Below are 11,274 nucleotides of genomic sequence, written 5' to 3'. Positions count from 1 at the left end.
CGACCGGCACCGCGGCTACGTCACCCCACCCCGTCGCCACCCCCACCCCTGCCGTCTCGACGACCGGCCCCGACGCCTCGTGGGTCGGCGCCGCGGTCACCGGTGGCCTTGTTCTCCTCGGGGGCGGCGCCGTCGCGGTCGTCCTGGTGCGTCGCAGGCGATCATGACCCCGGTGCATCCCTGGGCCTGGTGGGTATGGGCGCTCAGTCTGGCGGCGGCCTTGTCGATGACGACCAGCCCTTTGCTGATCGTGTTGCTCGTCGCGGCCGTGTGCGCCGTGGTCCTGCTGCGACGCGGTGATGCCCCCTGGGCACGCTCGCTCGGCATCTACGCCGTCCTGGGCGCCTTTATCGTCTCCGTCAGGCTGTTCTTCTTCGTGCTGATGGGGGCGACCGGGGGTGCCACCGTGCTCGTCACCCTTCCGCAGGTCCAGCTCCCCGCCTGGGCGGCCGGAATCCGGCTGGGAGGGCCGGTGAGCGCCGAAGGCCTCGTGTTCACCCTGTACGACGCCAGCCGACTGGCCGCGATGCTGCTGTGCCTCGGGGCCGCCAACGCGCTGGCCAACCCCAAGCGGGCGCTCCGCAACGTCCCCGCAGCCCTGTACGAGGCGTCCGTGGCCGTGGTGATCGCTTTGTCGGTGGCCCCCCAGCTCATCGAGTCGGTGCAACGCGTCCGGCGTGCGCGTCGGCTGCGGGGCGGCGCCCGCCGAGGTTGGCAGGCCGTCAAGGCCGTCATCATCCCGGTTCTGGCCGACGCCATCGACCGCTCCCTGAGCCTGGCCGCAGGCATGGAGGCCCGCGGCTTCGGCCGGACGCGGGATCAGCGCCCACCCTCCCGGCTACTCACCCTCGGTTTGCTCGCCTCGATGCTCGCCGCCACCCTCGGGGCCTTCCTCCTGCTGGGGTCCGCCTCGCCCGCCTGGGGGGTCACGCTCCTGGCGCTCGGGGTAGCGGGGACGGTGGCCGGGCTACGCGCTGGTGGGCGGCGCCTGTCGGTCACCCGGTATCGGCCCGACGTCTGGACGGTCCGCGACACCGCGCTCGCCGCATCGGGCATGGCTGCGGCCGCCGTGGTCGCGCTCGTCGACACGGGCTGGTGGCCGGCCCTGCACGCCGCTTTCCATCCTTCGACGTCTCCGCTGGTGTGGCCCACCCTGCACCCAGCGATGCTCGTCGTGGTGGGGCTCGCCGTCATGCCGCTGGCGCTCACGCGCGCCCCGCAGCCGGCCTCGCCGCTGTCGGTTCGCCTCCACGAGGTGACCGCATGATCGAGTTCGACGACGTCACCGTCACCTACCCCGGCGCTTCCGAACCCACGCTCGCACACGTCAGCTTCACCGTGGAGGAGGGCGACCTCGCCGTCGTGGTCGGCCGCACCGGAACCGGCAAATCCACCCTGCTCGGCGCCATCAACGGCCTGGTGCCCCACTTCAGCGGTGGCACCCTGAGCGGCCAGGTCCGGGTGGCGGGCCGGTCGACGGCCGGGAATCGTCCCCGCGACCTGGCCGATGTGGTCGGATGGGTGGGCCAGGACCCGCGCGCCGGGTTCGTCACCGATACGGTCGAGGACGAGATCGCCTACGGCATGGAGCAATTGGGGCTGCGGCCCGCCGCCATGCGCAAGCGCGTCGAGGAGACCCTCGACCTGATGGGCATTGCGCCACTGCGGCGCCGACCCCTGGCTGACCTGTCGGGCGGGCAGCAGCAGCGCGTCGCGATCGCCGCCGTGCTGGCGGCTCAGCCGCGCGTGCTCGTGCTGGACGAGCCCACGTCCGCGCTCGATCCCACGGCCGCGCAGGACGTGCTCAGCGCCTTGACCTCCTTGGTGCACGAGGTGGGCCTGACGGTCGTGCTGGCCGAGCACCGGCTGGAGCGCGTCCTGCACCAGGCGGACACCCTGGTGTGGTTGCCACGAGACTCGCACGGGGCCGTCGTCGGCCCGCCCTCCCACGTCTTGCTGACCTGCGACGTGCGTCCCCCGCTCGCGCAGTTGGCCCGGGCGCTGCGCTGGGATGCCGTCCCCGGTTCGGTGCGCGATGCCCGTCGTCGCGCCCAGCGGGAGCGCATCTCGGTCACCCCGCCCGCGGTGATGCCGTTGAGCACCGAGACGGCCCGCGTCACCGTCCGCGACCTGGTGGTCACCTATGGCTCCCTCACCGCGGTGCACCACCTGGACCTTGATCTGCGCCCCGGCGAGATCACCGCGGTGATGGGACGCAACGGGGCTGGCAAGTCGTCGCTGTTGTGGGCACTGCAGGGCGGCATCCCCAGCAGCGGGGCCCTCACCGTCGACGGCGTCGACCCGCGGGCCCTGCCCGCGCCTCGCGCGCGACGCCTGGTGAGCCTCGTACCGCAGACGGCCACAGACCTGCTGTACCTCCCCTCGGTGGCCGCTGAGCTGGCACAGGCCGATCGCGAGACCGAGAGCGCGCCGGGGACGGCCTTGGCGCTGTTGACTCGGCTCGGCGCCGATCTCGACCCCGGCGCCGACCCACGCGATCTGTCAGAAGGGCAGCGACTCAGCCTCGTGCTGGCGGTGCAGTTGACGGCGGAGCCGGGCGTGATCCTCCTGGACGAACCCACCCGTGGGCTCGACTACGCGATGAAGGACCAGCTCGCCGTCGTCGTGGCCCGGCTGGCGGCCGAGGGGCATGTGATCGTGATCAGCACCCACGACGTCGAGTTCGCCGCGACGGTCAGCCGCCGCACGATCGTCATGGCCGACGGGGATGTCATCGCCGACGGCCCCACCCGTGAGGTGCTGACCAGCAGCCCGGCCTTCGCACCCCAGACCGCGAAGGTGTTCGCCCCCGTCCCGGTGCTCATCCCGGCCGAGGTCAGGGGCGCCCGGTGAGCCTCGACGCGCGCGTCCGCGCCGTCGCCCTTCCTGATCCGGCCCTCCCCGTGCGGCCGCGCGTGGGTCACCGTCGTCGTGCGCTCTTGCTCGGGATGACAGCTGTGGCGGGGCTGGCTGCCTTCGCCTGGCCCCTCGTGTGGACCCCGGGCGCCGCAGTCAGCCCGCTGCAGGCGCCGCTCGTGTTCGCGCTGGTGCTGCCGCTCATCCTCGCGGTGGTCGTCGCCGACCTGACCGGCGACGGGATGGACGTCAAGGCACTGGCGATGCTCGGCGTCCTCGCTGCTGTGGGGGCCATCCTGCGTCCCCTCGGCACGGGCACGGCAGGCATGGAACCGATCTTCTTCCTGCTCATCCTGGGCGGGCGGGTGTTCGGCCCCTCGTTCGGGTTCGCCCAGGGAGCCCTGACGCTTCTGGCCTCCTCGCTCGTGACCGCAGGTGTCGGCCCCTGGTTGCCCTACCAGATGATCGCGGCCGGCTTTGTGGGGCTGGGTGCTGGGCTGCTGCCGCGGGCGCGCGGCTGGCTGGAGATCGCCGTGCTCGCCTGCTGGGGATTCGTGGCGGGCTTCGCGTACGGCTGGCTGATGGACTTCGCGTTCTGGCCGTTCGGTCTGGGGACGTCCACACAGTTCTCCTTCGATCCCGCAGCGGGGCCCTGGCGCAACCTGCACGTGTTCGTGCTGTACAACCTCGTCACGTCGATGGGATGGAACCTCGGCCGCGCGCTGACCACTGCGGCGTTGCTGTGTCTGCTCGGCCCCGGGCTGCTGCATGTTCTGCGGCGCGCCGCTCGCCGGGGGGTCTTTGTCGCCTGAGGCGGGGGGTTGTCTAGCGCGACGTCGGTAATAGGGTGGTTCGTGAGGGGGCCACGCGCCCCGATTCTGCAGATGAGAGGAAGTTCCATCGATGACGACCTACACCCTTCCTGACCTTGGTTACGACTTCGGAGCTCTCGAGCCGCACATCTCCGGCGAGATCATGAAGCTGCACTACACCAAGCACCACCAGGCCTACGTTGACGGTGCCAATCTCGCGCTGGAGAAGCTGGCAGCCGCCCGCGAGTCCGGCGACCTGGGCAACGTGAACAAGCTCGAGAAGGACCTCGCCTTCAACGTCGGCGGTCACATCAACCACTCCGTGTTCTGGAAGAACATGTCCCCCGACGGCGGCGGCCGTCCCGAGGGCGAGGTCGCCGCGGCGATCGACGAGTTCTTCGGGTCCTTCGACGGGTTCCAGAAGCACTTCAACGAGACCGCGAAGGGCCTCCAGGGCTCCGGCTGGTCGGTTCTGGTGTGGGACACCCTGGGCCAGCGCCTCAACATCAACCAGTTGTTCGATCAGCAGGGCAACCTGCCTGTGGGGCAGCTCCCGGTGCTGCAGCTCGACATGTGGGAGCACGCCTACTACCTGCAGTACAAGAACGTGAAGGCGGACTACGTCACGAGCTGGTGGAACGTGGTCAACTGGGCCGACGTGGCCCAGCGGCTCGCTCAGGCGCGCAAGGCCAGCGAGGGCGGTCTGTACTGAGCTCCGGAACAGTTGACGGGCCCCGTTGAGGGCGCTCGTCACCTCTCAGGGGGGCGGTGTCCGAGGCGGGCGCCGCCCCCTCTGCGCGCCCGGGAACGACAACACAGGTGAAGAGTAGTTGAGAATCTCTCAGGATCAGGCGAGACTAGGGGTGCTTCATCCGTTCCACCCAGGAGACCACGTGCCCTTCTCCCCCAAGCTCATCGCCGTCGCCGCCAGCGCGGCGGTCCTCGTCGCGAGCGGCGCCACGGCCGTCGCGGTCGGGAGCCAGCCCGCTCCGGAGACCACCGCCGTCCCGGTGGCCGCGTTCGAGACTCCCGCCAGCGTCGAGGTGCTCGTGTGGGTCGACGGCGCGGCCAAGCGCGTGGCCAGCGCGGAGGGCACCGTCGCGGCTTCGTTGTCGGCCGCCGAGGTGAGCCTGGGCGAGCACGACCGGGTCTCCCCCGCTCTGGGCAGCCAGCTGACGGTCGGCGACTCGGTGACGGTCACCCGCGTGTCGGTGACCGAGGAGACCACCCAGGTAGCCCTGGACTTCACCACCTCCCAGGTCAACGACCCGACCCTGGAGAAGGGCAAGACGAAAATCAAGACCAAGGGGGTGGCGGGTGTCCGGGAGGACGTGGTGCGGACCACGACCCTGAACGGTCAGGTCGACGGGACGGAGATCGTGTCGCAGACCGTCACGAAGGAGACCGTCAACCAGGTCGTTCTGGTCGGTACCAAGCGTGCCGACGTCAGCTCCCGCTCTGCCGACCGGACGGCGACGCCCAAGGCCTCCGCCCCGGCGACGACCGCGCCCGCCGCGGATACGACCGACACCTCCCAGCAGTCGTCCTCATCCGGCCTGGACCTGTCCCGCGCGGCGATGTGGGATCGCATCGCCAAGTGCGAGTCCGGGAATCGCTGGAACATCAACACCGGCAACGGCTACTACGGCGGGCTGCAATTCAACTTGGCGACCTGGCGTTCCGTGGGCGGCACCGACTTCGCCGCCTACCCGCATCAGGCCACCCGCGAGGAGCAGATCACGGTCGCGAACCGCCTGTACGCCAAGCGCGATACTTCACCGTGGAGTTGCGCGTAGGCAACGCTTCCCTCGTCACGATGCCCCGTCCGGAGTGATCCGGGCGGGGCATCGTCGTCGACGCAGATCCCCATCCCCAGCACGACGCACCGGAAGACCCAGCACCTGGGCGCACAAACGCCCGGCCACCACGACGGTGACCGGGCGTCCATGCCGGAGAGAGCGGGAGGCTCAGGCCTCCTTGCCCTCCATGGCGTCGGTGAAACCGGCGGCCTTGGCGGCGTCGGCGCTGTTGAACCAGACCTCAGCCTTCGTGTTGTCGTACCAGCGGGACTCGGGCGTGTGGAACAGCATCGAGTCCGCGTTGCCCTTGATGTCGAAGCCAGCCGGCGGCTCGTCGCCCACGAAGGAGCCCTCGCCGAAGTCGGGGGCCTCCACCGCGGCGGCCACGGCAGTGTCCTCGGCGGGAACCGTGTCGGCGACGGACGCCTTCTCGGCCTTGGGGGCCTGCTTCTTGGCGGCAGCCTTCGGGGTGGCCTTGGCGGCACCCTTGGCCTTGGCCTGACGGCTCTCCTCCACGGACTCGGTCACGATCTCGATGACAGCCATGGGGGCGTTGTCGCCCTGGCGGTTGCCGATCTTCGTGATCCGCGTGTAGCCGCCGTCGCGATCGGCGACCTTCGGAGCGATCTCGGTGAACAGGACGTGCACGACGCCCTTGTCCGTGATCGTCTTCAGCACGATCCGACGGTTGTGCAGATCGCCGCGCTTGGCCTTGGTGATCAGCTTCTCGGCCAGCGGGCGAACCCGCTTCGCCTTGGCCTCGGTCGTGGTGATCCGGCCGTGCTCGAACAGCTGGCTGGCGAGGTTCGCCAGGATGATCCGCTCGTGGGCCGGGCTTCCGCCGAGACGGGGACCCTTGGTGGGCTTGGGCATGGTGTGTATCTCCTAGGCGATATCAGAACTGATCGGGATCGTCGGCGAAGTCATCGCCTTCGGGGTAGCTGCTCAACGCCGCCAGCGGGTCGAACCCCGGCGCGCTGTCCTTCAGAGCCAGCCCCATCTCGGCGAGACGCTGCTTGACCTCGTCGATCGACTTGCTGCCGAAGTTGCGGATGTCGAGCAGGTCCTGCTCCGAACGCGACACGAGCTCCGACACCGTGTGGATGCCCTCGCGCTTGAGGCAGTTGTAGCTGCGCATGGTCAGCTTGAGTTCCTCGACCGGCAGGGCCATGTCGGCGGCGTACTGCTCGTCGATCGTGGAGGGACCGATCTCGATGCCCTCCGCGTCGGCGTTCAGCTCGCGCGCCAACCCGAACAGCTCGACCAGCGTCTTGCCGGCGGACGCGACGGCGTCACGGGGCGAGATGGCGGGCTTGGTCTCGACGTCCACGATGAGACGGTCGAAGTCAGTGCGCTGCTCGACACGGGTTGCCTCGACCTTGTAGGTGACCTTCAGCACGGGGCTGTAGATCGAGTCGACCGGGATCCGGCCGATCTCGGAGTCGGGGCTCTTGTTCTGGTTGGCCGAGACGTAGCCGCGGCCACGCTCGACGACCAGTTCCATGTCGATCTTGCCGGACGCGTTCAGCGTCGCGATGTGCAGCTCCGGGTTGTGGATCTCCACGCCAGCAGGCGGGGCAATGTCGGCCGCGGTGACGGCGCCGGCGCCTGCCTTACGCAGGTACATGACGACGGGCTCGTCCTCCTCCGACGACAAGACGAGCTGCTTGACGTTGAGGATGACCTCGGTGACGTCCTCGACGACGCCGGGCAGCGTGGAGAACTCGTGCTGGTTCCCCTCGACCTTGACCGACGTCACGGCTGCGCCGGGGATCGACGACAGCAGGGTGCGCCGCAGGGAGTTGCCCAGGGTGTATCCGAAACCGGGTTCCAGGGGCTCGATGACGAACCGCGAACGGTAGTCGTCGACGACCTCTTCGGTCAGCGTCGGGCGCTGTGCGATGAGCATGTGTGCATTCCTTTCCACCGCCCACTATTTGACGGTGTCCAGTGCAGGAGCGACACGGTGCCGCTCCTGCAGACGTGCAGGCGGTCCGCCCCCGTCGTCGGAGGGCGTGCCGCGGGAGAGTGCCGGCGGCGCCCGAACCAGCGACAAGCGGTTCGGGCGCCGCGTGGCGTCACTTGGAGTAGAGCTCGACGATCAGCTGCTCGGCGACGTCGACCACGATCTGGTCGCGGGTCGGCAGCTGGTGCACCAGGATCCGCATGCGGTTCGGGCGCGCCGTCAGCCACGCCGGGACGACGCGCTCGTGGTGCGTCTCGCGGGCGATGATGAACGGATCGACGTTGAGCGACTTCGGTGCGACATCGATGATGTCGTACGGGGTCACGCGGAAGCTCGGGATGTTGACCTTCTTGCCGTTGACCAGGAAGTGGCCGTGGACGACCATCTGACGGGCCTGGCGACGTGTCGAGGCGAAACCTGCGCGGTAGACGACGTTGTCCAGTCGGGACTCGAGGATCTGGAGCAGGATTTCACCCGTCTTGCCGGGCTTGCGCACGGCCTCCTCGTAGTACCGGCGGAACTGCTTCTCCAGCACGCCGTAGGTGTAGCGCGCCTTCTGCTTCTCGCGCATCTGGAGCAGGTATTCCGACTCCTTGATGCGGCCGCGGCCGTGGACGCCCGGGGGGTACGCGCGACGCTCGAACGCCTTGTCGTTGCCCACCAGGTCGGTACCGAGCCGACGGGACTTCTTGGTGATGGGGCCGGTGTAACGGGCCATGGTTGATCAGTCCTTCTTTTCTCGACTCGGGCTCAGACGCGGCGGCGCTTCGGGGGGCGGCAACCGTTGTGCGGAACGGGGGTCACATCGGAGATCGGACCGATCTCCAGACCCAGCGCACCGAGCGAACGGATGGCGGTCTCACGGCCGGAGCCGGGGCCCTTGACGAAGACGTCCACGCGCTTCATGCCATGGTCCATGGCGCGACGGCCAGCGGCCTCGGCGGCCATCTGGGCAGCGAACGGAGTCGACTTGCGGGAGCCCTTGAAGCCGACGGTGCCGGCGGACGCCCAGGAGATCACGGATCCGGTGGGATCGGTGATCGTGATGATCGTGTTGTTGAACGTGCTCTTGATGTGAGCCTGCCCGGAGACGATGTTCTTCTTCTCCTTGCGGCGAACCTTGCTCTTCGCCGCGGCGGCCTGCGCCTTGGTACGGCCTGCAGTAGCCATATGTGTCAGATTCTCCTGGTTTCGATGAGCCTAGAGCCCCGCCTCAGCGGGCCTTCTTCTTGCCGGCGACGGCCCGCTTCTTGCCCTTACGCGTGCGGGCATTGGTCCGCGTCCGCTGACCATGGACGGGGAGGCCCATGCGGTGACGACGGCCCTGGTAGCTGCCGATCTCGATCTTGCGTCGGATATCGGCGGCGACGCTACGGCGAAGATCGCCTTCGGTCTCGTAGTTGCCCTCGATGAAGTCACGCATCGCGACGAGCTGCTCGTCGGTCAGGTCCTTCACGCGGACGTCTCCGCTGATGCCGGTGGCGGCCAGGATCTCCTTGGCGCGGGTGCGACCGATACCAAAGATGTAGGTGAGGCCGATCTCCAGACGCTTCTCGCGCGGAAGATCGACTCCGATGAGTCGTGCCATCAGGCGTTTCCCTTTCTCGTGTCGGTCCGTGGACCGCGAAGGTGTGTTGCGTGCGGCGTCCCGTGCGCCTGAGCACGGGCCCCGGCCTTCGTCCGGGGGTGGACCGCCGAGAGGGCACCGGGCTCTCGCCCACCCCTCGACGGATCTACCGTCACGTTGTTTCTGTTGTGTGGGAGTCCCCCAGGATCAGGGGTCTCCCGCCACCGCAGCGGGCCTCAGCCCTGACGCTGCTTGTGGCGCGGGTTCTCGCAGATGACCATCACGCGACCGTGCCGGCGGATGACCTTGCACTTGTCGCAGATCCTCTTGACGCTCGGCTGAACCTTCATGCGAGCTCCTTCACTGCTTGGTGCCGCGGACGGAGTCGTCCGCGACGGGTGGTGAACGTGTGGGATTACCGGTGCCGGAAGACGATGCGGCCGCGGGTGAGATCGTAGGGCGACAACTCGACGACCACTCGGTCAGACGGGAGGATGCGGATGTAGTGCTGCCGCATCTTGCCACTGATGGTCGCCAACACCTTGTGCCCATTCGTGAGTTCCACTCGGAACATCGCGTTGGGCAAAGCCTCGACGACGGTACCCTCCATTTCGAGGGCGCCTTCCTTCTTAGCCATGATCTCCTTGGTTGCAGACATGCGTCGCCTGTGGACACAGGTGACCGACTGCCTATACTACCCCGGCACTCCCTGGCGCCCAAATCGTTGGCGCCCGGTCGCATCTAGAAGAGAATCACCCCGAGGACGCCGAGCAGCACGAGGATCGCCAGCACCACGCCGCCGGCGATCGCCACCCCCAGGATCGGGGAGGCGGGCCTCGCCGCCGCCAGTTCACCGGGTCGTTGAGTGCCGCTGTGAATCACGGCCGGGACGTCGTAGGTCACCTCGCCCGGCAGCGCCTCCACCACCGGGGCCACCTGCCCCAGCGTGGTCGCCGAGAACACCGTGTCGAGAAGGCCTTGGTAGGCGTCTGCGCCCACCTTGCCCGACTCGTAGGCGGTGTTGAGGCGCTCCACGAGCCTCTCCCGCTCCGCGTCGGGGAGAGGGAGGTCAGGGGTGGCCCGGTACTTCGAGGACCGCGAGAGCTCCGACATGTCCCCCACAGTACCGGGCGACCGACCGCCCCCGCCGAGTCAGAACAGTCCGACGATGCGTCCCTGGGGCGTCAGGTCCATGCGCTCGGCCGCCGGGTGCGCCCCCAAGCCGGGCATGGTCTGCATCTGCCCCGCAAGGGCGTAGACGTAGCCGGCACCGGCCGCGAGGCGCACCTCCCGGATAGGGAGCGTCCAGCCCGTCGGCGCGCCCCGATCCGAGGGCGTCGCGGTGGTCGAGAGGTGTGTCTTGGCCACCAGCACCGGCAGGCCCCCGTAGCCGAGGGCGGTGAACCGCTTCAGGTCAGCTGCCGCCGCGGGCGTCAGTTCGACATCCGCGGCGCCATAGACGAGGGTGGCGAGCTTGCGGAGCTTCACCTCGAGGGCGTCCTCGAGATCGTAGGTGTACCGAAGGTGGCTGCCCTCCTGGGTCGCTGCCAGGACTTCACGCACCAGATCTTGGGCTCCCACTCCCCCTTCGGCCACGTGTCGGGTGATGGCGACACGGACGCCTCGCTGGTGCGCGAAGCGCTCGATGACGGCATGCTCGCTGGGGTGATCGTCGGGGAACGCGTTGATGGCCACCACCGCAGGCACGCCAGCGGCCGCGACGATGTCGAGGTGATGCGCCAGGTTCGCCAGGCCCGCAGCGACGTCGCCGGGACTCTCCTCCAGCATCTCAGGAGACAGGGGCTTGCCGGCGGAGACCGTGAAGCGTCCCGAATGCACCTTGAGCGCTCGCACCGTCACCACGACAACCGCCGCGTCCGGCGTCAACCCTGACGTGCGGCACTTCACGTTGACGAATCGTTCGAACCCGAGGTCGGCACCAAACCCGGCCTCCGTGATGACGATGTCGCTGCGCTGCAGGCCCAGTCGATCGGCGAGGATGGAACTGTTCCCGGTGGCGATATTGCCGAAGGGTCCGCAATGGATCAGGGCCGGTTGCCCTTCCAGAGTTTGGAGAAGGTTGGGACGCAGGGCGTCCTTGAGCAGTACCGCCATGGCTCCCGCAGCGTGCAGGTCCTCGGCGGTGACCGGCTGGCCGTCGCGGTCGAATCCGACCACGATCCGCCCGAGCCGTGCCCGCAGGTCACCGATCGAAGCAGACAGCGAAAGGATGGTCATGACCTCTGACGCGGCGGTGATGTCGAACCGGCTCTG

Annotated in this window: 14 protein-coding genes; 5 read left to right on the top strand and 9 right to left on the bottom strand. The window is 68.7% G+C overall.

The window, feature by feature from the left end; genetic code table 11:
- The first annotated feature begins 172 nt into the window (after nucleotides 1-172).
- The 5 genes from V7E09_RS11995 (at nucleotide 173) to V7E09_RS11975 (ending at nucleotide 5,464) form a co-directional block, all read left to right on the top strand.
- On the top strand, nucleotides 173-1,267 hold the full coding sequence (locus tag V7E09_RS11995; protein WP_324523444.1) for an energy-coupling factor transporter transmembrane component T: 1,095 nt from the start codon (nucleotides 173-175) through the stop codon (nucleotides 1,265-1,267).
- Nucleotides 1,264-2,853 carry an ABC transporter ATP-binding protein gene (locus tag V7E09_RS11990; RefSeq protein WP_324511321.1) on the top strand — a complete coding sequence of 530 codons (1,590 nt, stop codon included), beginning with the start codon at nucleotides 1,264-1,266 and terminating at the stop codon, nucleotides 2,851-2,853. The genes V7E09_RS11995 and V7E09_RS11990 overlap by 4 nt, the downstream gene beginning before the upstream one ends.
- A gap of 95 nt (nucleotides 2,854-2,948) precedes the next feature.
- Nucleotides 2,949-3,668 carry an ECF transporter S component gene (locus V7E09_RS11985; RefSeq protein ID WP_324511353.1) on the top strand — a complete coding sequence of 240 codons (720 nt, stop codon included), beginning with the start codon at nucleotides 2,949-2,951 and terminating at the stop codon, nucleotides 3,666-3,668.
- Nucleotides 3,669-3,759: 91 nt separating this feature from the next.
- Nucleotides 3,760-4,380, top strand: a complete 621-nt coding sequence (locus V7E09_RS11980) for a superoxide dismutase (protein WP_324511320.1) — start codon at nucleotides 3,760-3,762, stop codon at nucleotides 4,378-4,380.
- Nucleotides 4,381-4,561: 181 nt separating this feature from the next.
- A complete protein-coding gene (locus V7E09_RS11975; RefSeq protein ID WP_324511319.1) occupies nucleotides 4,562-5,464 on the top strand; it encodes a resuscitation-promoting factor in 903 nt (300 codons plus the stop codon).
- Nucleotides 5,465-5,635: 171 nt separating this feature from the next.
- Here V7E09_RS11975 and rplQ read toward each other — a convergent pair whose 3' ends face one another.
- The 9 genes from rplQ to V7E09_RS11930 all read right to left on the bottom strand — a co-directional run.
- The gene (gene rplQ, locus V7E09_RS11970) at nucleotides 5,636-6,340 is read right to left on the bottom strand and encodes a 50S ribosomal protein L17, sunset domain variant (RefSeq protein ID WP_442956886.1); all 705 of its coding nucleotides are present in this window, start codon (nucleotides 6,338-6,340) and stop codon (nucleotides 5,636-5,638) included.
- A 22-nt stretch (nucleotides 6,341-6,362) separates the two neighbouring features.
- Nucleotides 6,363-7,376: a DNA-directed RNA polymerase subunit alpha gene (locus tag V7E09_RS11965; protein WP_324511318.1), complete on the bottom strand. Its 1,014-nt coding sequence runs from the start codon at nucleotides 7,374-7,376 to the stop codon at nucleotides 6,363-6,365.
- Nucleotides 7,377-7,545: 169 nt separating this feature from the next.
- Entirely contained in the window at nucleotides 7,546-8,151 is a 606-nt protein-coding gene (rpsD, locus tag V7E09_RS11960) for a 30S ribosomal protein S4 (RefSeq protein ID WP_324511317.1), read from the bottom strand.
- A gap of 32 nt (nucleotides 8,152-8,183) precedes the next feature.
- The gene (gene rpsK / locus V7E09_RS11955; RefSeq protein ID WP_324511316.1) at nucleotides 8,184-8,603 is read right to left on the bottom strand and encodes a 30S ribosomal protein S11; all 420 of its coding nucleotides are present in this window, start codon (nucleotides 8,601-8,603) and stop codon (nucleotides 8,184-8,186) included.
- Between the two features lie 43 nt (nucleotides 8,604-8,646).
- Nucleotides 8,647-9,021 carry a 30S ribosomal protein S13 gene (rpsM, locus tag V7E09_RS11950; protein ID WP_129459119.1) on the bottom strand — a complete coding sequence of 125 codons (375 nt, stop codon included), beginning with the start codon at nucleotides 9,019-9,021 and terminating at the stop codon, nucleotides 8,647-8,649.
- A gap of 215 nt (nucleotides 9,022-9,236) precedes the next feature.
- Nucleotides 9,237-9,350 carry a 50S ribosomal protein L36 gene (gene rpmJ, locus V7E09_RS11945; protein ID WP_013862061.1) on the bottom strand — a complete coding sequence of 38 codons (114 nt, stop codon included), beginning with the start codon at nucleotides 9,348-9,350 and terminating at the stop codon, nucleotides 9,237-9,239.
- A 65-nt stretch (nucleotides 9,351-9,415) separates the two neighbouring features.
- Nucleotides 9,416-9,637: a translation initiation factor IF-1 gene (gene infA, locus V7E09_RS11940; protein WP_129459183.1), complete on the bottom strand. Its 222-nt coding sequence runs from the start codon at nucleotides 9,635-9,637 to the stop codon at nucleotides 9,416-9,418.
- A gap of 104 nt (nucleotides 9,638-9,741) precedes the next feature.
- Entirely contained in the window at nucleotides 9,742-10,113 is a 372-nt protein-coding gene (locus V7E09_RS11935) for a DUF1707 SHOCT-like domain-containing protein (protein ID WP_324523443.1), read from the bottom strand.
- A 39-nt stretch (nucleotides 10,114-10,152) separates the two neighbouring features.
- Nucleotides 10,153-11,274: formate--tetrahydrofolate ligase (locus V7E09_RS11930; RefSeq protein ID WP_324523442.1), on the bottom strand; the 1,122-nt coding region annotated here is incomplete at its 5' end.

This window comes from Propioniciclava sp. (assembly GCF_036744435.1).
Taxonomy (GTDB): Bacteria; Actinomycetota; Actinomycetes; order Propionibacteriales; family Propionibacteriaceae; genus Propioniciclava.
Note: the sequence above shows the minus strand (reverse complement) of the source record. Positions and strands in the feature narration are given on the sequence as shown.

Excerpts from the sequence above, each read along its gene's own strand:
- V7E09_RS11935 (WP_324523443.1), bottom strand. The coding sequence starts at position 10,113 with ATGTCGGAGCTCTCGCGGTCCTCGAAGTACCGGGCCACCCCTGACCTC.
- V7E09_RS11985 (WP_324511353.1), top strand. The coding sequence starts at position 2,949 with ATGACAGCTGTGGCGGGGCTGGCTGCCTTCGCCTGGCCCCTCGTGTGG.
- rpsD (WP_324511317.1), bottom strand. The coding sequence starts at position 8,151 with ATGGCCCGTTACACCGGCCCCATCACCAAGAAGTCCCGTCGGCTCGGT.
- infA (WP_129459183.1), bottom strand. The coding sequence starts at position 9,637 with ATGGCTAAGAAGGAAGGCGCCCTCGAAATGGAGGGTACCGTCGTCGAG.
- rpmJ (WP_013862061.1), bottom strand. The coding sequence starts at position 9,350 with ATGAAGGTTCAGCCGAGCGTCAAGAGGATCTGCGACAAGTGCAAGGTC.
- V7E09_RS11990 (WP_324511321.1), top strand. The coding sequence starts at position 1,264 with ATGATCGAGTTCGACGACGTCACCGTCACCTACCCCGGCGCTTCCGAA.
- rplQ (WP_442956886.1), bottom strand. The coding sequence starts at position 6,340 with ATGCCCAAGCCCACCAAGGGTCCCCGTCTCGGCGGAAGCCCGGCCCAC.
- V7E09_RS11965 (WP_324511318.1), bottom strand. The coding sequence starts at position 7,376 with ATGCTCATCGCACAGCGCCCGACGCTGACCGAAGAGGTCGTCGACGAC.
- V7E09_RS11980 (WP_324511320.1), top strand. The coding sequence starts at position 3,760 with ATGACGACCTACACCCTTCCTGACCTTGGTTACGACTTCGGAGCTCTC.
- rpsM (WP_129459119.1), bottom strand. The coding sequence starts at position 9,021 with ATGGCACGACTCATCGGAGTCGATCTTCCGCGCGAGAAGCGTCTGGAG.
- rpsK (WP_324511316.1), bottom strand. The coding sequence starts at position 8,603 with ATGGCTACTGCAGGCCGTACCAAGGCGCAGGCCGCCGCGGCGAAGAGC.